The organism is Bibersteinia trehalosi USDA-ARS-USMARC-188 (assembly GCF_000521725.1).
Taxonomy (GTDB): Bacteria; Pseudomonadota; Gammaproteobacteria; order Enterobacterales; family Pasteurellaceae; genus Bibersteinia; species Bibersteinia trehalosi.
Genome location: NZ_CP006954.1, coordinates 1,743,759 through 1,769,045 on the forward strand (window position 1 = coordinate 1,743,759; position 25,287 = coordinate 1,769,045).

The following is a 25,287-nucleotide window of genomic DNA, read 5'->3' on the forward strand; positions in this document are numbered from 1 at the left end:
TTAGGAGAGCTTTTATGAACGCAGATAATACCTGCATTGTGATTTTTGGTGCGTCAGGCGATCTGACTTACCGCAAGTTAATTCCTGCCCTTTTTCATCTTTACCGTATTGGCAGACTATCCGAAAACTTTTCTGTACTCGGCGTTGCTCGTTCGGAATTAAATGACATCAGTTTTCGTGAAAAAATGTTCAATGCCCTGCAAAAATCAGAAAACGCAAGCGGTGAAATTTTAGAAAAATTTTGCGAACATCTTTACTATCAAGCAGTAAATACTGCTGATGCTGCAGACTATGCCAAATTACTCCCACGCTTAAGCGAACTGCACGAAATCTACCAAACTCAAGGTAATACCCTTTACTATCTTTCTACCCCACCAAGCCTCTATGGTGTAATTCCAGAGTGTCTTGCAGCTCATGGCTTAACCACCGAAGAAAATGGCTGGAAACGCATTATTGTGGAAAAACCATTTGGCTATGATATTGAAACAGCTAAAGCGCTCGACATTCAAATTCATAAATATTTTGCTGAACACCAAATCTATCGTATTGACCACTATCTTGGCAAAGAGACTGTGCAAAACTTATTAGTGCTACGTTTTTCTAATGGTTTGTTTGAACCGCTTTGGAACCGTAACTTTATTGATTATGTAGAAATTACGGGAGCGGAGAGTATCGGTGTTGAAGAGCGTGGCGGTTACTACGATGGCTCTGGTGCAATGCGTGATATGTTCCAAAATCATTTACTACAAGTTTTAGCAATGGTGGCAATGGAACCGCCTGCAATTATCAATGCTGATTCAATGCGTGATGAAGTCGCAAAAGTACTACACTGCTTACACCCGCTTTCAAGTGATGATATCAAAAATAACCTTGTGTTAGGGCAATATGCTCGTGGTAAGGTTGATGGAGAAGAAGTTCTTGCATACTTAGAAGAGAAAGGCGTACCGGCTGATTCAAACACCGAAACCTATATGGCATTACGTTGTGAAATCGACAACTGGCGCTGGGCAGGCGTACCGTTCTATGTTCGTACAGGTAAGCGTTTACCGGCCCGAGTCACCGAAGTGGTAATTCACTTTAAAACTACGCCACACCCCGTATTTAGTCAAAATGCACCCGATAATAAATTGATTATCCGCATTCAACCCGATGAAGGGATCTCAATGCGTTTCGGCTTGAAAAAACCAGGAGCAGGTTTCGAAGCAAAAGAAGTCTCAATGGACTTCCGTTATGCAGATCTCAGTTCGGCTTCTAGTTTATTAACGGCTTACGAACGTTTACTACTTGATGCAATTAAAGGGGATGCGACCTTATTTGCCCGAACAGATGCAGTACACGCTTGCTGGCGTTTTGTGCAACCAATCTTAGATTACAAAGCTAAAAGTGGCAGGGTCTATGAATATGAAGCTGGCACCTGGGGTCCCTCTGAAGCAGATAAATTAATCGCTAAACACGGTAAAGTATGGCGTAAACCGTCAGGATTAATGAAGAAAAAAGTTTAAATGGTTGTAGGGGCGTACATCGTACGCCCATAATCACAAAAGGACGTATGACATACGCCCTCACAAATGGAACATCAAATGAATACCCAAATTTTCCCCACCGCACAAGCAGCGGTAGAACAAATTGCTAAAGAGTTTATCGAATACAGTCATCAAAACCGTCCTGTACATATTTCCCTTTCTGGTGGTTCAACCCCCAAATTATTATTCAAAACCTTAGCTCAATCCCCGTTTAATACCGAAATTCAATGGCAAAATCTACACTTTTGGTGGGGCGATGATCGAATGGTTGCACCAAGCAATCCCGAAAGTAACTACGGCGAAGTGCAGAAATTACTGTTCGATCACATCGACATTCCAAGCGAAAATATTCACCGCATTCGTGGTGAAGAAAATGCGGAACAAGAACTTGCAAGATTTTCGCAAGAATTGACCGCTTGTGTGCCGAATTTGGCGTTTGATTGGATTATTTTAGGCATGGGAACCGACGGACACACCGCTTCACTTTTCCCACATCAAACCGATTTCAACGATCAAAATGTTGCCGTGATTGCCAAACACCCTGAAACAGGGCAAATCCGCATTTCCAAAACCGCTTCTTTAATTGGAAAAGCCAAACGGATCACTTACTTGGTCACAGGGGCAAGCAAAGCGGAAATTTTAAAAGAAATCCAAACCACGCCAGCAGAAAATCTACCTTATCCAGCAGCCAAAATTCAGGCGAAAGAGGGAGTAACAGAATGGTATTTGGATAGTGAGGCTGCGAAAGATCTTTAACAACAAGTTTTAGCTATGTTCAACCTTAACAATAAAATCTTTACAGCTTTGCAAAATAGTAAGAACGGTGAAGTGAGTAATCAAACCCGTTTCTTCTATTTTCAGCAAGACAACGTCATTTGGGCTGAATATCACGGTGGGGAAATTTTAAAGGGATTTTTAATTGGTAAATGGATTTCAGATAGCCAAATTAAGTTTAGTTACCAACATTTAAATCATCAATTAGAAAATCGTCTCGGGCATTGTGTAACAACATTTTCTATGGAAAATGGAAAATTAGTTGGCTATGAGCATTGGCAATGGCTTGATACATTGGAAACGGGGCAATCCCAAATTATTGAAATAGATACAGCGGCATTACACAGCCAAATGGCAGTGTAATTTATTTTAGGTCAATAAATATTAACAAGCGGTCAAATTTGCAAAAAAGTTTACCAATTTGACCGCTTGCATAGAATCAAAAACAATAGGAGCAAACAATGTCACAAAAAGGCGATATCGGCGTTATCGGTTTAGCGGTAATGGGCCAAAATTTAATTTTAAATATGAACGACAACGGCTTTAAAGTGGTAGCGTATAACCGTACTACTTCAAAAGTGGATGAGTTCTTAGCAGGTGCGGCGAAAGGCACAAATATTATCGGTGCTTATTCGTTAGAAGATTTAGCGGCGAAATTAGAAAAACCGCGTAAAGTGATGTTAATGGTGCGTGCCGGTGAAGTAGTGGATCAATTTATTGATGCATTACTACCGCACTTAGAAGAAGGCGACATCATTATTGATGGTGGTAACTCAAACTACCCTGATTCAAACCGTCGTGTTAAAGATTTAGCGGCGAAAGGTATTCGTTTTATCGGTACCGGTGTTTCAGGCGGTGAAGAAGGTGCACGTCACGGGCCTTCAATTATGCCGGGCGGTAACATTGAAGCGTGGGAACACGTTAAACCGATTTTACAAGCAATTTCAGCGAAAACCGACAAAGGCGAGCCTTGCTGTGACTGGGTGGGTAAAGAAGGTGCGGGCCACTTTGTGAAAATGGTTCACAACGGTATCGAATACGGTGATATGCAGTTAATTTGCGAAGCTTACCAATTCTTAAAAGACGGTTTAGGTTTAAGCTACGATGAAATGCAAGCGATTTTCCAAGAGTGGAAAAAAACTGAATTAGACAGCTATTTAATCGACATCACCACCGATATCTTAGGTTACAAAGACGAAGACGGCACACCGTTAGTTGAGAAAATCTTAGATACCGCTGGTCAAAAAGGCACAGGTAAATGGACTGGTATCAATGCGTTAGATTTCGGTATCCCATTAACCCTAATCACTGAATCAGTATTTGCTCGTTGCGTCTCTTCATTCAAAGATCAACGTGTGGCAGCTTCTAAATTATTCAACAAAACGATCAACCCTGTTGAAGGCGATAAAAAAGTGTGGATTGAAGCGGTACGTCGTGCGTTACTTGCGTCAAAAATCATCTCTTACGCACAAGGCTTTATGCTGATTCGTGAAGCGTCTGAACAGTTTGGTTGGGATATAAACTATGGTGCAACCGCACTTTTATGGCGTGAAGGCTGTATCATTCGTAGCCGTTTCTTAGGCAATATTCGTGATGCGTATGAAGCAAATCCAGACTTAGTATTCTTAGGTTCAGACGATTACTTTAAAGGCATTTTAGAAAATGCGATGGCAGACTGGCGTAAAGTGGTAGCGAAGTCTATCGAAGTAGGTATCCCAATGCCATGTATGGCGTCTGCGATCACGTTCTTAGACGGTTATACTTCAGAGCGTGTGCCAGCAAACTTACTGCAAGCACAACGTGACTACTTTGGTGCGCACACTTATGAACGTACCGACAAACCACGCGGCGAGTTCTTCCATACTAACTGGACAGGTCGTGGCGGTAACACAGCATCAACCACCTACGATGTGTAATTAATACAATAGCTAAGAGGGGAATTTATTTTCCCCTCTTTTTTCATTAAAATTTCATTTTCTTTCTATATTTGGAGTTTATCTATGAAAAAATTATTTGCACTATCCAGCATTATTTTTGCTTTAACCGCTTGCTCTCAAGAGCCAGCAAACCCACACCACAATCAAGCATTAGAAACAGCGATTCAAGAGTGCCACAAAGCACACCAAGGACACGAGGCTGTGCATAATTGCTTAGCACAACGTGGTTTTGAAATGCCTAAAAACCATCCGCCAATGCATCATCACTCAAACCCTGAATTAGCAAAAGCAATGAAAGAGTGCCATCAAGGCTTAACGAGTAAAGACGATATGGCAAAATTTGAAGCTTGTTTAAAAGCAAAAGGCTTTGAAAAACCTGCCAATCACTCCAAAACACATTGATTAACTAAAAGGCGGTATTTTCCGCCTTTATTTATGCTTTTGGCACAATACCGCGTTGCCGTTTATCTTGTAAAGATGGCTTTTGGTAGGCTAATCCATCATTTGTTTTATCAAGAAAGAAATTTCGGTACTCCCCTACCCACATTGCTGTTGCCCCACAAACCGCCACAGGCATAACAGCCAAATTAATAAATGGAATTACCGTAAACAAACTAACCAATGCCCCAAAAGTAAAATTCATCACTCGCTGTTCCTTCAATGCGTTTCGCATTCTGGCAAAACTAATTTTGTGATTATCAAACGGGTAGTCGCAATACTGAATCGCCAGTAGCCACGCACTAAAAATAAAAGCCAGCACAGGCACAACAGTTTGCCCCAATACAGGAATAAACCCAAGAATAAACAGAGCAAGCAGCCGTGGTAAGCTATAGAGCATTTTGCGCCATTCCCGAGCTAACATTCTTGGCACATCTTTAAGTAATTCAGTAAAACGCATTTCTGCTAAATTTTCCCCTGTGAGCTGTTGCTCAACTTTTTCGGCTAATAATGCATTAAAGGGGGCTGCAATAAAATTAGCTAACGTGGTAAAAGCAAAGTAAAAGCCAACTAAAATCAGCAAAAAGATAAGTGGAATAAGGACAACACTAAGCCACTCCAACCACGAAGGCAGAAGACTTTCCAGTAACCCACCGATGTTGGCAAAGAAAAGCCAAATTAAACCTGCCATCAAAAGCGCATTAATCAATATAGGAAAAATAACAAATGGCAGTAATTGGCGTTGGAAAATCAATTTCCAGCCATGTATAAAATATTGTAACCCTAAGCCTGCTTGGCTTTCTGGTGTATTAAATACAGAAGACATATTCAACCTTTTGTTCTCAAAATTTGAAGAGAAGTATGGTAAGCTATGCAACGTTTTTCGCAAAGTGTGAAAATCTTATTCTGATGATTATTTGAGCTATGAGGACAAAATGGAAACATCAACGCTTTTCTTTATTCTAGCTGGGTTACTAATTGCGTTTTTAGTGGGCTACAGTCTATGGTCTGCACGTCGTGAAAAATCACGGGTTTTCTCCAATACTTTTTCGACTCGCCCCGTATCAGCCCCTGTCGGCTCACAAAGCAATGCGGAAATTCCTAGCACATTAAAACCAGAGGGCTTTAGCCAGCAAACTCAAGCCAATGAATTTGATAGTCCTGAGCGTTGGCAAGCTGAGCAGCAAGAAATTGATAATCAGGTTCGTGAAATCAATATTAAACTACCAAATCAAGCTGAAAATAATATTGCCCAGCCACAAGCAAATATTTTTACCCAGCAAGTTGAAGTACAACCTGTTGCACAAGCAGAATATGTGGAAGAAACCCAAATTCGCCTTCAGAGTGAAAATGAAAACAGCGTAACTGAGCCTGTGCAAGAACCGAATAGCACAGAAAATACGTCTGAAAATAATATGCTAACCCTCTATGTTGTCGCACCAGAAGGTGGCTATTTCAACGGCTTAAATGTGGTACAACATTTAGAAAATTTAGGCTTGCAATATGGCGAATACCATATTTTCCATCGTCATATTGATAACACTGATAGTCCAATACTCTTTAGCGTTGCCAATATGATGCAACCAGGTGTGTTCGATTTAAATAACATCGAAAACTTTGCAACCGTTGGCTTAGTCTTCTTTATGCACTTACCATCACCAACTAACGATTTGGCTAATTTACGCATTATGATCAATACAGCTGATAGCCTCGCACAATCACTCGGGGGATTTGTATTAAATGATCAACAACAGATCTTTGATGAACGTTCTCGCCAAGAGTATGTGCAGCGTATTCGTGCCCAATAATTTGTAAAAAAATCTATTTTCCTGACCGCTTGAACAAGCGGTCTTTTTTATCAAGTATTTTACCAATGAGCATTCAAACCCAATTAGAGCAACTGCGTAAAACCTTACGCAACTATGAATATCACTACCACGTTTTAGATAACCCTCTCGTTCCCGATGCGGAGTACGACCGTTTAATGAATGAGCTGAAAAATCTAGAATGGCAACACCCTGAATTCATTACGCCAGATTCACCTACTCAGCGTGTCGGAGCCAAACCACTCGATGGCTTTGCCCAAATTCAGCATGAATTACCAATGCTTTCTCTCGACAACGCTTTTAACGAGGAAGATTTAGATGGTTTCCTAAAAAGGATTGAAGATCGTATTGGGGTTAATGCCAATAAATTGGAATTTTGTTGCGAACCAAAATTAGACGGTTTAGCCGTGAGTATTCTCTATGTGGACGGTATTCTGACCCAAGCGGCAACTCGTGGCGATGGCACTACAGGCGAGGATATTACGGCGAATATCCGCACTATTCGTAACATTCCGCTTAAACTCAATACTGACAATCCGCCACACCGTTTAGAGGTGCGTGGTGAAGTCTTTATGCCGCATAATGGTTTTGAAAAACTCAATCAAACCGCACTAGAAAAAGGCGAAAAAACCTTTGCCAACCCTCGCAATGCGGCAGCAGGTTCGCTACGTCAGCTCGACCCTAAAATCACTCGCCAACGTTTGCTTATGCTTAATGCTTACAGTATCGGTATTTTTGAAAGTGATGATGAATTACCAAGCACCCATCATGCCCGTTTACAATGGCTGAAAGAGCTAGGCTTAGCAGTAAACAATGAAATTCGCCTTGCTAAAGGTAAACAAGCATTACTTGATTTCTATCACACTATCGGACAAAAGCGCAGCTCACTCGGCTATGATATTGACGGCACCGTGTTAAAAGTGAACGATATTGCTCTACAAGAACAGCTTGGCTTTATTTCTCGTGCCCCACGCTGGGCAATTGCCTATAAATTCCCCGCGCAAGAAGAGATGACGGTACTAAACGATGTGGAATTTCAGGTGGGCAGAACAGGGGCAATTACCCCAGTGGCAAAATTAGAGCCGGTATTTGTCGCAGGCGTAACGGTGAGCAATGCCACACTGCACAATGGCGATGAAATTGAACGGCTCGGCATTTCGATTGGCGATACGGTGATTATTCGCCGTGCAGGTGATGTGATTCCACAAATTGTCGGCGTGGTCTTAGAACGACGCCCTGATTTTGCAAAAAAAATCGAATTTCCAACCGCTTGTCCCGTGTGTAATTCTGCGGTGGTTCGGGTGGAAGGCGAAGCCGTAGCACGTTGTACTGGTGGCTTATTCTGCGAAGCCCAACGCAAAGAAGCCTTAAAACATTTTGTTTCCCGTAAAGCGATGGATATTGATGGCGTAGGTGAAAAACTGATCGAACAGCTAATGGAACGTGAGTTGGTGCATACCCCTGCAGATCTGTTTAAACTCGATCACACGACACTTATGCGTTTAGAACGAATGGGCGAAAAATCGGCACAAAATGCACTAAACAGTATCCAAAATGCCAAAAATACGACCCTTGCCCGTTTCTTATTCGCACTGGGGATTCGTGATGTCGGCGAGGCAACCGCACAAAATCTAGCTAACCATTTCGGTACACTAGATAAAATCCGCCAAGCCACTTTTGATGATTTGCAAGCCGTGCAAGATGTGGGCGAAGTGGTGGCAAACCGCATTGTACGTTTCTGGCAAGAGCCTCATAATGTGGAAGTGGTTGAAGACTTAATTGCTCAAGGGGTAAATTGGTCAGATGTGGTAAAACAAGAAATTGCAGATAACCCTTTAAAAGATAAAACTGTCGTGCTAACAGGCACACTCACCCAACTTACCCGAGATCAAGCCAAAGCTATTTTACAAGGCTTGGGCTGTAAAGTGTCTGGTAGTGTTTCTAGCAAAACGGATTATCTCATTGCAGGGGAAAAAGCAGGTTCAAAACTTGCTAAAGCACAAGAGTTAGGAGTGCCAGTACTCAGCGAGCAAGATTTAATCCAACTTGCAAAGCTTTAATTTTAGGAGAAAGACAAATGGCAGATCCACATATTAAATCACCCATGGATTTTTGGGATTATCTTACGGTGATCATCTACCGTAATGGCTTTGTGCTAGCCGCAATAATGTTATTACTTCTGCCTTTTCAATCTTCTATGGCTCAGGTTGGATTACTCATCGCTGGCACAATGCTCGCTTCTTCATTACATCTGTATCTGAAAAATTTCCGCTATTTATTTCAATTTGTGATGTGGATAGGCTTGCTTTGCCAAGTTTGGAAGATAGAAAGTCTCGCTTTTGGCGCGAGTTTGATGGTTATTGGGGGACTGTGCTATAAAGAATATTTTTGCTTCCGAGTGTGGGGATTGAATTTCCAGCCGATTTTGCTTGCCGTTTTATGGCTTGCTGTCGTTTTGCAAATTTCTTGGTTATTTTTACCGCTTGCTATTTTGTGTAGTATTTTAACCTTATTTTTAAGTGTACAGAAATGGCGAATGCCGTTGCATTTTGATATTGGGGACAAAGGGAAATATCAGGTTTAATTTTCCTCCTGCTACGCGGGATAGGAGTAATTTTCGAAAACAAAACAAAGGGGCGTTAAACGCCCCTTTATTTTTACTTATTTTTGACTATCCTGATGAGTCTTTGCCGCTTTTACAAAGCCTTCAAACAGTTTGTGTCCATCTCGTGGTGTTGAGTTGAACTCTGGGTGGAACTGGGCCGCAATAAACCATGGGTGGTTTGGCACTTCGATAATTTCAACCAGTTTACGGTCTGCGGATAAACCACTGACTTTTAACCCCGCTTTTTCAATTTGCGGTAAAAGTAAGTTATTCACTTCATAACGGTGACGGTGACGTTCATAAATGGTTTCCGCACCATAAACTTCTCTTGCTTTTGAGCCTTCTACTAAATGGCAAGCTTGTGAGCCTAAACGCATTGTGCCGCCTAAATCTGAATCATCAGAACGCTGTTCAACATTACCTTCAGCATCTTTCCATTCGGTAATTAAGCCGACTACTGGATATTTGCAATCTTTATCGAACTCAGTGGAGTTTGCACCTTCTAAGCCAGCGACGTTACGCGCATATTCAATTAAGGCAATCTGCATACCTAAGCAAATACCGAGATAGGGAATTTTATTTTCACGAGCATATTGGGCGGTCATAATTTTGCCTTCTACACCACGATAACCAAAGCCCCCCGGCACTAAAATTGCATCTACCCCTTTTAATACTTCAACACCTTTGGTTTCCACATCTTGCGAATCAATGTATTTGATATTCACCGTTAAACGATTTTTTAAGCCTGCGTGTTTTAAGGCTTCGTTTACCGATTTATACGCATCTGGCAATTCCACATATTTGCCCACCATACCGATAGTGACTTCGCCTGTTGGGTTGGCTTGTTGGTAAAGCACTTGTTCCCATTCTGACAGATCCGCTTCTTTTGCTTTTAAGTGGAAACGATCACACACAAATTGATCTAAACCTTGTGATTTGAGTAACGCAGGGATTTGATAAATAGAGCCTACGTCTTTTAAAGAGATGACAGCACGCTCAGGCACATTACAGAATAAAGCAATTTTTGAACGTTCGTTCGGTGGAATCATACGATCTGAACGACAGATCAATACATCGGGTTGAATACCGATAGAAAGCAACTCTTTCACTGAATGCTGAGTTGGCTTGGTTTTTACTTCGCCTGCGGTTGGGATATATGGCACAAGCGTTAAATGCATAAATAAGGTTTTTTCACGACCAACATCAACCGCCAATTGACGCAATGCTTCAAGGAATGGTAAGGATTCAATATCGCCCACAGTACCACCCACTTCAATAATCGCCACATCAAAGCCTTGTGAGCCTTCGATGACACGGTCTTTAATTTCATTGGTAATGTGTGGGATAACCTGAATGGTCGCACCAAGATAGTCGCCACGACGCTCTTTACGTAATACTTCTGAGTAGATTTTACCACTAGTAAAACTGTTCGCTTTGGTCATTTTAGTGCGGATAAAACGCTCATAGTGACCTAAGTCTAAGTCAGTTTCTGCACCGTCTTCGGTCACATACACTTCACCGTGCTGGGTTGGGCTCATTGTACCCGGATCGACATTGATATAAGGGTCTAATTTCATCATCGTGACTTTTAAGCCACGTGCTTCAAGAATAGATGCAAGAGACGCTGCCGCAATACCTTTCCCTAAAGAAGAAACCACACCGCCCGTCACAAAAATATAATTCGTTGTCATTTTGGCTGCCTTTTATTGGAGTAATCAGAATTGAATAAAGAATGGTTTTGTACCATCAAGACGGGAGCATAGTTTACAGGATTTTTCAGCTTAAGGCTATGCCTATTTCCGTAACTGCTGCCAGACTTGCTCTGCCCCTTGCCACACACCATGATCAAAACAGTAGGTATATTTCATCGGCAAGGTTGCAAGCGGTTTATTTTGATACATTTTTTGCAAAATAGGGTGTTTGAGTAATTCTGCTCGTTCATTATACCCTTGTCTATCTGCAAGTTTAATCAGTACATTCGGTTGAGCAAGAATGAGTTTTTCTAATGAGAAATTTTGTTCGGTTAAATCACTTTTTAAAGGCGTTAAGCCTAACAATTTCAATAGTGTTTGATATTGAGGCAAATGGGCATACACCATACCCGTCTCAGAAAGAAAAAGTGTATCTGTAAGCGGTTGATTTAGCTGAAAATTTTGCAAACGCAAATAGGAAACGACATTCTCTGCATAGGCTTGATTATTGGTGAGCTTGCCTAACTGCAACATCAACTCAAATAGCTCTTCCGCCGTTTGGGGATTATCATTGAGTGGGAAAAGTTTAAATCCGTAGGCTTTAAGCTGACTCACTAACTGGGGATAAAAGGTTTCATTAAGCAAAATCGTTTTGTCTCGATAAGGCAGTAGATCCAGCAATTGTGGCTCAACGATAGGCTTATCAATATTGACCTTATCTAACATCATCAACGGCTTTTTAGAATAGGGCGACATTGCGGCTATTTGTTCAGGGCGGGCAAATTCTGCCAATAAACGATCGCTACATAGATTGAGCGAGACGAATTGTTCTGCGTAGGCAAATACTGAGAGAAAAGGAAAAAGAAAAATCAGATTTTTCATTGATGATATTAAAATAATGTAAAGAGCCCCCTCTCCCGCCGAAAGCCTTTGTCTTTCTCCCCCCTCTCCCCAAAGGAAGAGGGATAGATTTTCGTCTTGTTCAGAGACGAAAATCAGGGAGAGGGATAAAGTTCTTAAATGTTTGATTAAAAATGCCCTTTCAACCCAACATAAACAGTACGTCCATATTGGCCGTAGCCTAAGATATTTTCGTATTTTTTATTTGCGACATTATTTAGGTTCACATAAGCATTTAAGTTGGCATTTAGCTGATAGTCAGCACCTAAATTCACTAACGTGTATGATGGCATTTTGGTGAGGTATGGATAGTTATCAATACGTTTACCTACATAACTTAAACTTGCTTGAGTACCGAATTTATCCGTTACTTGGAAATGGATACCAGCGTTTGCTTGGTGTTTTGGGCGGCGATAGAGTTCTACACCGAAATTATTTTTCGCACGAGTATAAGTGTAGTTGGCAAAACCAGTTAAACTATCGGTAAACTTACCGTTATAAGCAATTTCAACACCTTTGATTTTAGTTGTGCCATCTAAATTGATCGCACGAGAAGCATAGGTAGTGGAATCAATCACTTCGCTATCAATATAGTCTGTAACATTACGTGCAAAATAAGTTAAGTCTAAGCTATGATGTTTATTGGTGCTTTCAATTAACAAACCTACATCACCACCACGACTTTTCTCTGGTTTAAGGTTTGGGTTGCCAACAAATGAACCGCTCCAACCATAAAATTCTGTGGTAGCTGGATTTTGAATTGCTTTACCGTAGCTACCGTGTAAACGGAAATTTTGCGCTAAGCGAATACCAGCAGAAATTCTACCTGTAAACGAATTATCAAATTGTGAGCTGTCGGTATAACGACCACTCACACTTAAACTGTGATCATTTTCGTGGAAATAACGATATTCCGCCGCCACACTTTTTTCAGAAAGTTGTTTATTATCAAACGTTGCCCAACTTGAAACCGCATCATAATGTGTTTTTTGATAATCGGCTAATAAACTCACCGCCTGTGTTACGGGGCCTTCACGGTCAAAGTTTACATCTAATTGATAATTAGCATTCAGTTTTTTCGCATCGGCTGTACTGAGACCAACGTTATTTGTCCATTGACTATATTCAAGCGTATCACTATCGGTTTTTACGTGACTAACACTTGCAGAATGTTTGAATAATTCTTGATCGCTACCAACATAACTGCCTAAACGGAATAATGTTTCACGGCTACGAGTACGGTCATTGAAATTGGTTTCAGTGGCAATACTACCGTCATAAGCAGCAGTTTGGGTTGAATGAGAAGCAAGAAGTTCAACACCCTTATGACCATCGTCATAGCCCACTTTTAACGAGGCTTTATCGCTATGAAATTTATCTTTTTCAACCGCCCCACCTGTTGTAAATTCTGTACCATCAACAGCGGTATAACGGAATGTATCACGGCTTTGAGCAGAAATAGAACGGGTATGATGGCTACTGCCGTGTAACGCATAATAGAAACCATTGTCATGACCTGAAATAGTTACAGAGCCATCAGAGGTTTTATTTGTGCCACCGCCAAAGTCAAAATCAATGTTAAACGCTTTATCTTGATACAAGCCGCTTTTCGTCGTGATATAGATCACGCCGCCCATCGCATCAGATCCCCAAAGGGCAGATTGTTCACCACGTAATACTTCAATGCGATCAACATTGCTTAGGCTTAATCCGCCAAAATCATAGCCATTACCATTGACAGGATTGACTTTAACGCCATCAATAATCACAGCAACATGATTTGCGTCTGCACCACGCAAGAACATATTGGTTAGTGTACCACGTCCCCCACTTGCAACAATCGCGACACCCGGTACAGTTTTTAATACATCAGAAACATAAGTCGCATTACGCTGCTTAAAATCTTTTTCAGTTAAAACTGTTACTGATGAAGCGGTTTTATCTTGGTTTACAGGCGCAGCATAAGCTGAGTAAACCTTAACCTCATCGAGTAGAACCACTTGCTGAGTTTGTTCATTGGCAAAAACAGTGCCAGATAATGACAATAAAATTGTCGTTGTAATCAGATTTTTTTTCATAAAGAGCCCTTAGGTAATCACAATTTTTATATTCTATTGACACAGAATGGGGAAACATAATGAAAGAATTTTATGCAAAACATGAAACAAATTCATAAAAAATCCACACCATTAAAATAGTGTGGATTTGCAAAATTTTGTCAAAAATGCTCCGCTTACTTACATCTGCAAAGCAGCTTTTGCAGCAGCAATTGCCTCCGCAACACGTTCAAGGCTTACTCCACCTTTAGCGCAGCGTTTTGCCAAGCAAGATTCTAATGACAGAATTGGGTAAACATCATCTGCAATGACACTATGGAATTGGGCAAATTCTTCGAGTGAGAGCTCTTCCAAGGCTTTATTTTGGCTAATCGCATACACCACCGATTCGCCTACGATGTGGTGAGCTTCACGGAATGGAATGCCTTTGGCAACCAAGTAATCGGCTAATTCAGTTGCATTCGCATAGCCTTGTTTTGCCGCTTCAGTGGTGCTTTCTACGTCTACTTTAATATCTTCAAGCACTAATGCTGAGATATTTACGCACGCTTGCCACGTTTCTACTGCATCGAAAATGCCTTCTTTGTCTTCTTGCATATCTTTGTTATAGGCAAGCGGTAAGCCTTTCAGTGTTGCCAATAAACCATTTAACGCTCCAAATACTCGCCCTGTTTTACCACGCACAAGTTCACACGCATCAGGGTTTTTCTTCTGTGGCATTAAAGAAGAACCTGAGGTAACACGATCTGAAAGCTCCACAAAATGGCATTCGCCACTGTTAAAGATAATTAAATCTTCGGCAAAACGAGAAAGGTGCATCATACTGATACTTGCCGCAGAAAGCAGCTCTAACACGTGGTCGCGGTCAGATACACTATCTAAGCTATTACGGGTAGCTGTTTCAAAACCGAGATCTTGTGCCAATTTATCACGATCAATCGCATAGGCGGTACCCGCTAATGCCCCAGAACCTAACGGACAAGTATTCATACGGCGATAAGCATCGGTTAAACGGCTATGATCACGTTCAAGCATTTCATAATATGCCATACACCAGTGAGCAAAAGTGATCGGCTGTGCACGTTGTAGGTGAGTATAACCCGGCATAATCGAGAGCTGATTATTTTCGGCAGTTTCCACCAATTTCGCTTGCAAATTGCGGATAGATTCTTGCAGAGAAAGGACTTGGGCTTTACACCACAATTTCATATCCACTGCCACCTGGTCATTACGGCTACGTCCTGTGTGCAATTTTTTACCCAAATCGCCCACACGCTTAATGAGCTGTTGTTCCACCCAACTATGAATATCTTCTGCATCTTCTTGCAATACAATCGCTAAATTTGGATAGACTTCTGCACGCAATTGTTTGAGAGCTTCAATTAATTGCACTAATTCATCCGCACTAATGATCCCTACCGAATGAATTGCTTTCGCCCAACCGATTGAGCCATCAATATCTTGCAAAGCAAGACGGTAGTCAAAACGTAGAGAATCGTTAAAGTATTTGAATTGTTGATCTGCCGCTTGTGTAAAGCGACCACCCCAAAGTGCCATAATAAATTCCTTATTTTTTGTAAAAAAATGAGCAGTTTGCACCGCTTGTCATACGTGCGATTATTGCATAATTATGCAAGTTTTTTCAATAATTATTTAATCTAGCGTTAAATTCTCCGCTCCATGAGATCGCATTACCACATTATCTTCTGAACGAATTCCACCAAATTGCTTGAGATATGCGATTTTCTGCCAATCAAAGAAACGTGCAAGCGGTGTGTTTTGCCAAGAATTTAGCAACATATCAATCAAGTAAAAGCCTGGCTCAATCGTCAAGACCATTCCTTCAGCGAGCTCTCGAGTACAACGTAAACTTGGGTAAATCGTAGGTGGTGCTTTATGCGTACCTCGAGCGTTTTGTTGAAAGCCTGCGACATCATGTACTTGTAACCCAAGCTGATGCCCTAAACCGTGTGGGAAAAAGGTGCGTGAAATCCCCTCTTCAAAAATTTGTTCAGCGGGCAGTTTTACCAAACCGTGTTCATAGAGCAGCTGAGAAATCCATTGGTGCATTTGGGTATGGTAACTTAAATAATTTACCCCAATTTGCAAATTGGCTATGGTGGCTAACTTAAATTGATCTATTTTAGCAACGAGTTCTGCAAACTCACTATGCTGCTCAGCAGCATAAGTTCTTGTAATATCAGAAGCATAACCAAGATAAGTCGAACCCGCATCTAATAAGAAACTATGTCGATTTTGAGGGCAGGTTTTATCTAAGTGGGTATAGTGCAAAATGGCACTATTTTGATTAATTGCAACAATATTCGCATAAGGCACATTAGTATCTGATTGCCCTGTTGCCTGTAAGTAAGCAAGATTAATTTCGTACTCGCTTTTCCCTTCAAAAAAGGCTTCTTTTGCCACTTGATGTCCATGCAATGCGGTTTTTTGTGCCTGTCGAATACAGGCAATTTCAAATTCACTTTTGATCGAACGTTCAAAATGGAGTACATTTAGCACCTTTTTTGGATTAACCTGCGTAAATCCCAGCTCATAAGCCATTGTCTCTTGCTCGCCAATAAAGGCATAGAATGGCAAATTTGCAAAAAATTGGGGCATTTCATCCGCTTGTTTAAGGATATGCCACTCAAATTCATCAGCAAAAAAACTATCAATGGGTGGATTAGGGCTCACGTGCCAATAATCCTGTGGCGCATAAAAATAGACTTTGGGTTTATTTTTACCATCTAAATAGAGCCAGCTCTGTTCGGCTGTAGGATCAGGAAAAATCCAATTAAAATGTGGATTTATTTTAAATGGTGCGCTTTGATCATCTAAAAAATGTAATTTGGGCTGTCCTGCATAAATCCATAATCCATCTAAACGAGCTAATTCTAAGGCAGATTGAACAATGCCTTGAATGCGTAAAATATGCTGTGCAAATAACTGTTTCATAGAAATAAAATGACTAAATTAACCATAAATCAAACTTTAGATACCCTAGGGCTGCGTTGCCCAGAACCTGTTATGCTGACCCGTAAAACCATTCGTCATATGAATGATGGGGAGGTGTTATTGATTATTGCTGATGATCCTGCCACCACGCGAGATATTCCAAGCTTTTGTCAGTTTATGGATCATCAATTACTCAAAAGTGAAACGGCACAAACGCCTTACCGCTACTGGGTAAAAAAAGGGTTATAAAACGCAACAAGGGGCTTAAGCCCCTTGTTATGCCTAGCGTTCGTCTTCATCAAACTCTTCGTCATCAAAAAACTCACCGTCATTGCCGTATTCATCTTCATCGTTGTTTGGATCTTCAAAATAAGTTCCCCAGCCTTCGTAAATAGCGGCATGCTTCTCAATTAACGGCAGTAGCTCTTTTTGCTGAGCTGCAATTAAAGCCGCATCTAGCTTAATTTCGCTAACAATGTCGCACACAAACAGCACATCACCGTTTTCTTCTTCCACCTCTTCGGCTTCTGAAATTTCATAGCCAAGTTTGAAAGCATCTACCACCAGCTTCTCTAACTTATCAAAATCATGGTGAGCAACATGGTGCTCAATAATATAAAGGGCATCAGGATCTGAGCCATCAGCAAGTAAAGATGAAATAATTTCATCCGTTGTTTGGTTCAATTGGTTTACATCGTACATACGTCTATTCCTTTGTTAGTAACTGCATTATTTCAAAATGGGTGACACTTTTTTCTGCATCAAGATAACCTAACTCAATCAACCCTTGCATTAAACGATATTGTGTTGCATGCAGGCGATTATCTTTTTCAAAGTATCTTGGCGTAAAAAAGATAATATTCTCAATCTGAGCTGGAGTAAAATTAAACAAGGCAGAGCTCGCAAAGCCTCCCACTTTGCTTGGAATAACTCCTAAGAGCAATAAAATTTCTAATGGAATGTCATCCGGTAACGCTATCAAATTTTTAAACTGGCTTAAAATCATTTGATTCATCTCTTTTTCATTCGGATGCCCCTTATAAAAGCAGAGGTAACCAGCTTTATTATTAAAAAATTGTCCTGATGGTAGGCAATACTGTTGAATTAAATCAACGTGCATTTGCATAAGCCAAGTTTTTGTCTCTTGCGTAATATTAAATAATGTTGTGCCAAGAAAGAGAAAACTCGGTTGGTTTTCCATTAATTGCTTTAAATACGCAACCTTATTCAAATCAATATTGAGGATTTCTAACACCAACTGTTTTTGCTCATCACTCATTTGCTGATAAATAGCAAAATCCATTTGTCGAGAAGATGAGATTTCTTGTTTAAGGATTTGTAATTCCGCTTTTTGTAAAATAGCTTGATTAAACCAGATATATTCTGACTCAAACAATTTTCCCCAAAAATAGCGGCTCAATAAACTTAGCTTAAATGATTTTTTTACCACTAGCTCATCGAATTGCTGCTTTTCAAACTGAATTTGTGCCGCAAGATCGGGAGCTAATGCTAACTCTTGTAACGCAGAAATAGCCTCAGAACCATCATCATAAAATTTCAGTGTCAAATGACAATAATCTTGCGTATCAAGATAAAGTGATAAAAACGGTAATAGCAGTAGCTGATAATGAAAAAGATTTAAATGCAGCTCAATTTCACATTTTCGCTGTTGCTGTTTCACTTCAATCAAAATATTTTTTAGCGCCAATAACAGTGCCGAAAAATCTTTTTCTTGGTTTGGGTAAAATTGCACTACGCCTTTCGGATAGCGCTGAATCACACTTTCAGGAATATGAAAACGGCTCAACCCAAACAAACGAATGGTTTCTTGATCTTCAAAATGTTGGGCAAAATGTAAAATATAATTAAGCGAAGGAATCGTCGCATAATCTAAATAAACGCAAATTTTCTGAGTCGTTGCCATTTTGCAAAATTCCACTACATTTCAACCGCTTGTACAGCGTGCAACATTTCGGCAAACCAACCATCTAATTTACACGCCAGCTTATCAATTCCGATGCGATTTTGAGCAGAAAATGCTTCTACTTGAATATCACCTTGGAAAGGTAAAATCGCTTCACGTACCATTTTGACTTGTTTGCTACGTGCAGATTGGCTAAGTTTATCTGCTTTGGTTAAAAGCAGTAATACGGGTAAATCCGAAGCTACCGCCCATTCAATCATCTGCTGATCAAGATCTTTTAAGGGGTGACGAATGTCCATCAAAATTACCACACCACGGAGAGACTCCCTTTTTTGGAGATATTCACCTAAGGCTCGCTGCCACTGCAATTTCATTTGCTCTGGCACTGCCGCATAACCATAGCCTGGTAAATCGACCAATTTACAATTTGGTTCAACTTCAAACAGATTAATCAGTTGAGTACGCCCTGGTGTTTTAGATGTTCTTGCTAAACTTTTTTGGTTAGTTAATGCATTTAATGCGGTTGATTTCCCTGCATTAGAACGTCCAGCAAAAGCAATTTCTACCCCTGAATCTTCAGGTAAATGGCGAATATCGGGAGCTGATGTCAAAAAATGTGTTTTGTGATAATTGAGTTTAATCTCAGTCATATTATTTCCGTTTCAGTGATAAGCCTTGCTTACCATATTGATTTTCTTCAGGGAAACTTTTAAATACGCCCCATTCAATAAATAAAATAGTACCAATAAATACCGGCATTACCACACCAAGTAAAAATTGCATAATCCCCTGTGCACTCAGCGAAATGCCGTAACAAAAAACTGGGACTAATACCATAAATAAAGCCTTCGCGGAACGATTACGATCATGTAATCGTTTAGTAACAACTGCTGCCAAACTGTAGCCTACAAACAGTAATGGCAGTAAACTTAATGCATCGGAAGCGCTTGGCATTTTCCAAAAATTTGCCAAAAAAAATAGCAGCAGAAAATTTATACCAAAGCCAATCCAAAAGCCTTGGCGATTTAGTCTGCCATTGAAAGAAAAAAGTAAGCGGAATATATTCATAGATAATTACGTCTTGTTTGAACGCTAGTGTAAAGGGACGCATTATTGCGTCCCAACTTGTTTACTGTAGTGCCTTTTCGATTTTCTCAAATAAATCTCTTGCGAGATTATCCAGCCCTTTTAAGCGCTCTAAGCCTCGGCGCATTAATGTTTGACGCTGAGCCTCATAACGACCCAATTTAATTAATGGCTCAATTAACCGCGCGGCAACTTGTGGATTAGTTTCATTTAATTTAATCAGAATATCAACTAAGAAACGATAGCCTGAACCATCCACCGCATGGAAAGCCCTTGGATTTTGATTTGCAAATGCACCGATCAGCGAACGAATTCGGTTTGGATTTTTAAAGTCAAAACTGCGGTGCTCCAAGAGTTTTTGTACTAATTCAAGCACATTTTCATCTGGGCGAGTCGCTTGTAGCGCAAACCATTTATCCATTACCAAGCCATCTTGATGCCATTTTTGTTCAAAATCACTGAGTAGCCCATCACGACAAGCCAGTTGAGCTTTGGTAGCCGCTGTTAATGCTGCCAAGGTATCGGTCATATTATCCGCTTGTTGATAATGCTGATACACTAAATTGTTACCCTGCTCGGTGAAAGCAAGATAATTCAAACAGACATTACGCAATGCGCGTTTTGCCATATCCTCAGCCACAACACGATATGCCGGCGCTCTATTTTGCTGATACAGCTCCAATAAACGCTCTTTCAGGCCTTCAGCAATCGTTTTTTGCATAAAATCACGCACAACAGCAATGCCTGCTGGATCAATAACTTTAAACAACTCTGCAAATTCAGTCTCTTTCGGCAACATTAACGCAAGCGCAGTAAGCTCTGGATCTTCATTCGCTCTTTCTAAAACGAGTGTTAAAGCATTCAACAACGCTTCCGAAAACTGCATTGGTTCATCCTGTTGATAACGCTCTAAATTCGCTTTAAGCTCATTACCAAAAAGCATCTGTGCCGCATCCCATCGTATAAATTCATTTTCTGCATACTGCAGTAATGTAATTAATTGCCGATTACTATAGTTATAATCTAAACGCACAGGCGCAGAAAAATCACATAGCAAAGCAGGCACAGGGCGTTGATTAACATTATGAAATTCAAATGTTTGATGCTCATGTTGAATATCTAAAATATCACTCACACTTGCCAACTCTTGCTGTAAGCGGATTTTTAATCCATTTTCACTATATAACGCGATTTTCAGCGGGATATGTAAATTCACTTTTTCCAGCTGATCCGCGGTGGCCGGTGTCGATTGTGAAACATGCAAACGATAGGTTTTATGCTCTTCATCATATTCATCTGTAACTAACAATTCCGGCGTTCCCGATTGGCTATACCAACGCCGAAATTGGTTTAAATCAATACCACTTGCTCGTTCCATTGCAGAGACAAAATCTTCACAGGTTGCGGCTTTACCATCGTTTTCAGCCACGTAGAGCTGCATACCTTTTTGGAACTTTTCTTCGCCAAGCAAGGTGTGGATCATCCGGATAACTTCCGCGCCTTTTTCATATACCGTTACAGTATAGAAATTATTCATTTCAATCACTTTTTCTGGACGAATTGGATGTGCCATTGGGCCGGCATCTTCCGCAAATTGGAATGCACGTAAAAAACGCACATCCTCAATTCGTTTTGCAGCTCGGGACCAAAGATCAGAAGTAAATTCCTGATCTCGGAATACCGTCAATCCCTCTTTTAAACTCAGCTGAAACCAATCTCGACATGTAATGCGATTACCCGTCCAGTTATGGAAATACTCGTGAGCAATCACGCTTTCTACACCCATATAATCATCATCGGTCGCGGTTTGTGGGTTAGCAAGCACAAATTTAGAATTAAAGACATTCAGCCCTTTATTCTCCATCGCGCCCATATTAAAGAAATCTACTGCCACAATCATGTAGATATCAAGATCATACTCTAAGCCAAAGCGTTCTTCGTCCCATTTCATTGCGCGTTTTAAGCTTTCCATCGCCCAGCCTGCGCGGTTGAGATTGCCTTTATCTACATAGATTTCAAGAGCAACTTCCCGCCCACTTTTGGTGGTAAATTTATCTTGTAATAAATCAAAATCACCCGCTACCACAGCAAATAGATAGCTTGGTTTAAGAAAAGGATCTTCCCACTCAACCCAATGCTTACCATCGTCAAGTTCGCCTTGTGCAATACGATTGCCGTTAGAAAGTAAGAAAGGGTATTTTTCCTTACAAGCGGTCAATTTTGTGCGATATTTTGCAAGCACATCAGGGCGGTCAAGCATATAAGTAATTTGACGGAAACCTTCTGCTTCACACTGCGTGCAAAGCCCATCCCCCGATTGATATAAGCCTTGTAGAGACGTATTTTTTGCTGGAATAAGGCGGGTTTGAATTTCTAACTCAAATTGCGCGGCAGGCAAGTTTGCCAAATTCAGGGTTAAACTTTCATTGTCTTGTTGATAATCGGAAAATGATTCTCCGTTAAATTTAACCCCAAGCAGTTCAAAGCTATGTCCATCTAATTTAAGCTGTGTCGCGTCATCGTTTTGGCGTTTTACACTTAAACGTGAGGTCACAAGTGTCTCATTTGGATCAAGTAGAAAATCAAGATAGATATCAGTAATCGTAAAATCAGGAGCTCGGTAATCTTTTCTGAATTTGGCTTTTGGTTGCATAGTTTATCCTTGAAAAGAGACGGAAAAGTATGGCTTAGTATAGTGCAGATTAGCATGAAAGTCTTTGCAAAATTTTTGCAAAAAATACCGCTTGTTATCTTGCTCCAAAAATAGCCGTGCCAATACGCACCATGGTTGAACCACACTCAATTGCAGCCGACATATCGTCACTCATTCCCATTGAAAGGGTATCAATTCCTTTAAATTTAGCTTGCAGCTGTTGAAAGAGCTGCTGCATTGCACATAGCGCAATTTTTTGCTGCGTAGGATCACTTTCTGGCTTAGGAATAGCCATCAAACCACGTAATTTTAAATTGGGCAATTGAGCAATTTCTGTCGCTAATGACAGCATTTCATCTGGTTGAATCCCTGATTTTGAACCTTCATCGCTAATATTGATTTGAATGAGTACATTCAAGGGAGCTAAATTCGTAGGACGCTGCTCATTTAATCGCTGCGCAATTTTGAGTCGATCTATTGTTTGAACCCAATCAAAATGTTCTGCTACAACACGTGTTTTATTTGATTGTAAGTGTCCAATGAAATGCCATTCTAATTGACGGTTTTGGGAAAAATGCTGAATTTTCTCCATGCCTTCTTGTACATAATTTTCGCCAAATACGGTTTGCCCTGCATCAATCGCCTGCTGAATATCTGTAATCGGCTTTGTTTTACTTACCGCCAGCAGTTTTACCTCACTGACTGGGCGCTGGCAATTCTCCGCGATTTGTTGAATACGTTGTTTAATTTGAGAAAGGTTTTGAGAAATCGACATGACTTACTCCAAAAAGCTATAATAGCGCAGAATAATAAATCTCAACCTATTGAAAAGCAAGGAAACCTAATGGAAAGACTGGCAAAAATTAAATTAGTAATCACAGATGTCGATGGTGTTTTAACCGACAATAGCCTCTACTATTCTGCAAATGGTGAGGAGTTAAAATTTTTTCACGTTAAAGATGGCTTAGGTATTAAAATGCTATTGGCTTGTGGTATCCAAGTTGCAATACTTTCTGGTGGAGATACCCCTATTTTACGCCGCCGCATCAAAGACTTAGGTATTCCTCTTTTTCAACTCGGTAAAATGGCAAAACGCGATGCTTGTTTAGAATTAATGCAACAAGCAGGCGTTAGCGCAGAAGAGACCGCATTCCTTGGTGATGACACGCTAGATTTACCTGCATTTGAAGTATGCGGTTTAGCCGTTGCAGTCGGTGATGCTTATGATTATATGCAAGCGCAAGCCGATTTAGTGCTTACCCGTGCAGGTGGACAGGGAGCATTCAGAGAACTCTCTGACATGATTTTAAAAGCGCAAGGTAAAGAAGAAGTTTATGCCAGCGCAGATGGCTTTATGAAAGTTGTGCACCAAATGGCACAATAAATAAACAAGCGGTTGTTCTTTGTAAAATTTTACCAAAAACAACCGCTTGCTACAGGAAGGCATACTACAATAACATTTTCACAATCTTATCTAGTTTCACCCGCCCAAATTTTTTCAATAATTTTTGTACCGCAGCTGGATAATCTCGCAATATTTCTAAATCACTATAATGACTCAAAATTACCGTATGCTGACGAATGTGGCTCAATTCGGCTTGAGCTTTCTCACCAAGTTCAGCATTTGGATCAGAAATTAGCACTGCATTTTCTGCATCTAATGCCCAAGCTCGCGGGTTAAGATTATTGCCTGTAAGTAAAATATAGCGATTATCAACCCAAACACCTTTTAAGTGGTAACTGTTATTGCCGTTCTTCCATAAACGAATAGTTAATTGTTGATTTTGAATATAGCGATCAAAACTTTTGGCAAAAGCACGTAAATTTTTCTCATAGAGATATGGTAATGCCGATGCCATGGTGAATTTCTCTTCAGGTGGCGTATAGAAATCGTTCGCCGTTTTATCACCAACAATAATTTCAATCTGTCTGCCATTTTCTAATAGCCACTTAATACGATTACGTAATGAACGTGGGAAGTTGAAATAAGGCGTGCAAATAGTGAGCTTTTGATCAACTTGATAGAATAAGGCTTCAATCGTTTTATTCAGTTTATTCTTCCGCCCTAATCCGATTAATGGGCTTAGTTGTAATCGTTCTTGGCTAAATAATTTGCCACTAAAGCTATATTGTTGTTGGCTTAATTGCTTACGAAATGCTTTGATCAATGGGCGAATCTCTGCCGTTTTAGGACGATAAGCTTGATCTAAACGATAAATAGCTGGATTGCTCAGTATATGCTGTTCAATAAAGCTAACAAAGCTCTCGGCTAACGCTGGGTTAGTAATAATATGATAGCGGTCATAACGATAGCGTTCATACTGTTGTAAATACACGTTATTGATACTCGCACCGCTGTAAAGCAACGTATCATCAAATACAAAACCTTTTAAATGGAGCACCCCGAATAGCTCTCGCCCATTAATTGGCACTCCATAAATTGCAATTTCTTGCTCATCAGGTAACGAATATGCCGCTTTCATTTCTGCATACCAATCAGCATTAGAAAGACTTTCCGCCTCACCAATCCGCCCACGCTGAGCGCGATGCCAATCAACCAAAATTTTAATGTCAAGTGCCGGATTCGCCTGCTTTGCTTGATAAAGTGCTGCTAAAATTTCCTGCCCTGCTTCATCTTTTTCGAAGTAGAGCGCGGTAAGATAAATCCGGCGCTTAGCCGATTGGATAAGCTGCAAAATTTTTTGTTTAAAATCGGCACTAGAAAAAAGAAAATCAACCTGATCTGCTTGCTGAGGCAGATAGTTCAATTTCTCTAAAAAACGTTCAGCTCGGCGCTGTTTATTCAGAATGAGCATAATTAATTCCCGATTTTCAATCTCTTAACTACGCATATTTTACACCGAAATGACAGATAAAGCGATTTGCTAAATGCTGGTCTGATGTTAGACATGATTAAG

At 40.5% G+C, this 25,287-nt stretch carries 23 protein-coding genes; 10 read left to right on the plus strand and 13 right to left on the minus strand.

Features of this window, described 5'->3' with window-relative positions:
* The first annotated feature begins 14 nt into the window (after positions 1-14).
* The 5 genes from zwf to F542_RS07945 all read left to right on the plus strand — a co-directional run bounded on the left by zwf (position 15) and on the right by F542_RS07945 (position 4,636).
* Entirely contained in the window at positions 15-1,502 is a 1,488-nt protein-coding gene (zwf, locus tag F542_RS07925; protein ID WP_015432016.1) for a glucose-6-phosphate dehydrogenase, read from the plus strand.
* 78 nt (positions 1,503-1,580) lie between these two features.
* Positions 1,581-2,279 carry a 6-phosphogluconolactonase gene (gene pgl, locus F542_RS07930; protein WP_025267253.1) on the plus strand — a complete coding sequence of 233 codons (699 nt, stop codon included), beginning with the start codon at positions 1,581-1,583 and terminating at the stop codon, positions 2,277-2,279.
* 15 nt (positions 2,280-2,294) lie between these two features.
* On the plus strand, positions 2,295-2,660 hold the full coding sequence (locus F542_RS07935) for a hypothetical protein (RefSeq protein WP_015432014.1): 366 nt from the start codon (positions 2,295-2,297) through the stop codon (positions 2,658-2,660).
* A 98-nt stretch (positions 2,661-2,758) separates the two neighbouring features.
* Complete coding sequence (gene gnd, locus F542_RS07940) at positions 2,759-4,213, plus strand: decarboxylating NADP(+)-dependent phosphogluconate dehydrogenase (RefSeq protein ID WP_015432013.1); 1,455 nt, start codon at positions 2,759-2,761, stop codon at positions 4,211-4,213.
* A gap of 84 nt (positions 4,214-4,297) precedes the next feature.
* Entirely contained in the window at positions 4,298-4,636 is a 339-nt protein-coding gene (locus tag F542_RS07945) for a hypothetical protein (protein WP_015432012.1), read from the plus strand.
* 31 nt (positions 4,637-4,667) lie between these two features.
* Here the strand turns inward: F542_RS07945 and cysZ are convergent, their stop codons facing one another.
* Positions 4,668-5,498 (minus strand): sulfate transporter CysZ, encoded by an 831-nt coding sequence (gene cysZ, locus F542_RS07950; protein ID WP_015432011.1) that lies wholly within the window; start codon positions 5,496-5,498, stop codon positions 4,668-4,670.
* Positions 5,499-5,607: 109 nt separating this feature from the next.
* Here cysZ and zipA point away from each other — a divergent pair, with 109 nt between their 5' ends.
* From zipA to F542_RS07965, 3 genes are all read left to right on the plus strand, one after another.
* Positions 5,608-6,480 (plus strand): cell division protein ZipA, encoded by an 873-nt coding sequence (gene zipA, locus F542_RS07955; RefSeq protein ID WP_015432010.1) that lies wholly within the window; start codon positions 5,608-5,610, stop codon positions 6,478-6,480.
* A gap of 65 nt (positions 6,481-6,545) precedes the next feature.
* Positions 6,546-8,558 (plus strand): NAD-dependent DNA ligase LigA, encoded by a 2,013-nt coding sequence (gene ligA, locus F542_RS07960; RefSeq protein ID WP_015432009.1) that lies wholly within the window; start codon positions 6,546-6,548, stop codon positions 8,556-8,558.
* A gap of 17 nt (positions 8,559-8,575) precedes the next feature.
* Positions 8,576-9,082, plus strand: coding sequence for a DUF2301 domain-containing membrane protein (locus tag F542_RS07965; protein WP_025267254.1), 507 nt, complete (start codon positions 8,576-8,578; stop codon positions 9,080-9,082).
* A gap of 77 nt (positions 9,083-9,159) precedes the next feature.
* Here the strand turns inward: F542_RS07965 and pyrG are convergent, their stop codons facing one another.
* From pyrG to pepQ, 5 genes are all read right to left on the minus strand, one after another.
* The gene (gene pyrG, locus F542_RS07970) at positions 9,160-10,794 is read right to left on the minus strand and encodes a glutamine hydrolyzing CTP synthase (RefSeq protein ID WP_015432007.1); all 1,635 of its coding nucleotides are present in this window, start codon (positions 10,792-10,794) and stop codon (positions 9,160-9,162) included.
* 102 nt (positions 10,795-10,896) lie between these two features.
* Complete coding sequence (locus F542_RS07975) at positions 10,897-11,676, minus strand: substrate-binding domain-containing protein (protein ID WP_015432006.1); 780 nt, start codon at positions 11,674-11,676, stop codon at positions 10,897-10,899.
* Positions 11,677-11,822: 146 nt separating this feature from the next.
* Positions 11,823-13,772 (minus strand): TonB-dependent receptor plug domain-containing protein, encoded by a 1,950-nt coding sequence (locus F542_RS07980; protein WP_015432005.1) that lies wholly within the window; start codon positions 13,770-13,772, stop codon positions 11,823-11,825.
* 159 nt (positions 13,773-13,931) lie between these two features.
* Positions 13,932-15,308, minus strand: a complete 1,377-nt coding sequence (gene argH / locus F542_RS07985; protein WP_025267255.1) for an argininosuccinate lyase — start codon at positions 15,306-15,308, stop codon at positions 13,932-13,934.
* A gap of 96 nt (positions 15,309-15,404) precedes the next feature.
* On the minus strand, positions 15,405-16,706 hold the full coding sequence (gene pepQ / locus F542_RS07990) for a Xaa-Pro dipeptidase (RefSeq protein WP_015432003.1): 1,302 nt from the start codon (positions 16,704-16,706) through the stop codon (positions 15,405-15,407).
* A 9-nt stretch (positions 16,707-16,715) separates the two neighbouring features.
* On the opposite strand from pepQ, the gene tusA reads away from it, so the two are divergent.
* Positions 16,716-16,955 (plus strand): sulfurtransferase TusA, encoded by a 240-nt coding sequence (gene tusA, locus F542_RS07995; protein ID WP_015432002.1) that lies wholly within the window; start codon positions 16,716-16,718, stop codon positions 16,953-16,955.
* Between the two features lie 33 nt (positions 16,956-16,988).
* On the opposite strand, the gene rraB is transcribed toward tusA, so the two are convergent.
* The 6 genes from rraB to F542_RS08025 all read right to left on the minus strand — a co-directional run bounded on the left by rraB (position 16,989) and on the right by F542_RS08025 (position 23,144).
* Positions 16,989-17,408 carry a ribonuclease E inhibitor RraB gene (gene rraB / locus F542_RS08000; RefSeq protein ID WP_015432001.1) on the minus strand — a complete coding sequence of 140 codons (420 nt, stop codon included), beginning with the start codon at positions 17,406-17,408 and terminating at the stop codon, positions 16,989-16,991.
* A 4-nt stretch (positions 17,409-17,412) separates the two neighbouring features.
* Complete coding sequence (locus tag F542_RS08005; RefSeq protein WP_025267256.1) at positions 17,413-18,630, minus strand: polysialyltransferase family glycosyltransferase; 1,218 nt, start codon at positions 18,628-18,630, stop codon at positions 17,413-17,415.
* Between the two features lie 14 nt (positions 18,631-18,644).
* Positions 18,645-19,280 carry a ribosome biogenesis GTP-binding protein YihA/YsxC gene (gene yihA, locus F542_RS08010; RefSeq protein ID WP_015431999.1) on the minus strand — a complete coding sequence of 212 codons (636 nt, stop codon included), beginning with the start codon at positions 19,278-19,280 and terminating at the stop codon, positions 18,645-18,647.
* Between the two features lies 1 nt (position 19,281).
* Positions 19,282-19,698, minus strand: coding sequence for a DUF805 domain-containing protein (locus tag F542_RS08015; protein ID WP_015431998.1), 417 nt, complete (start codon positions 19,696-19,698; stop codon positions 19,282-19,284).
* A 61-nt stretch (positions 19,699-19,759) separates the two neighbouring features.
* Positions 19,760-22,369 carry an aminopeptidase N gene (gene pepN / locus F542_RS08020; protein ID WP_015431997.1) on the minus strand — a complete coding sequence of 870 codons (2,610 nt, stop codon included), beginning with the start codon at positions 22,367-22,369 and terminating at the stop codon, positions 19,760-19,762.
* A gap of 94 nt (positions 22,370-22,463) precedes the next feature.
* The gene (locus F542_RS08025; protein WP_015431996.1) at positions 22,464-23,144 is read right to left on the minus strand and encodes a YggS family pyridoxal phosphate-dependent enzyme; all 681 of its coding nucleotides are present in this window, start codon (positions 23,142-23,144) and stop codon (positions 22,464-22,466) included.
* 69 nt (positions 23,145-23,213) lie between these two features.
* Here F542_RS08025 and F542_RS08030 point away from each other — a divergent pair, with 69 nt between their 5' ends.
* A complete protein-coding gene (locus tag F542_RS08030) occupies positions 23,214-23,753 on the plus strand; it encodes a KdsC family phosphatase (RefSeq protein WP_015431995.1) in 540 nt (179 codons plus the stop codon).
* Between the two features lie 64 nt (positions 23,754-23,817).
* On the opposite strand, the gene pssA is transcribed toward F542_RS08030, so the two are convergent.
* Positions 23,818-25,185 carry a CDP-diacylglycerol--serine O-phosphatidyltransferase gene (pssA, locus tag F542_RS08035; protein ID WP_015431994.1) on the minus strand — a complete coding sequence of 456 codons (1,368 nt, stop codon included), beginning with the start codon at positions 25,183-25,185 and terminating at the stop codon, positions 23,818-23,820.
* Between the last annotated feature and the right edge of the window lie 102 nt (positions 25,186-25,287).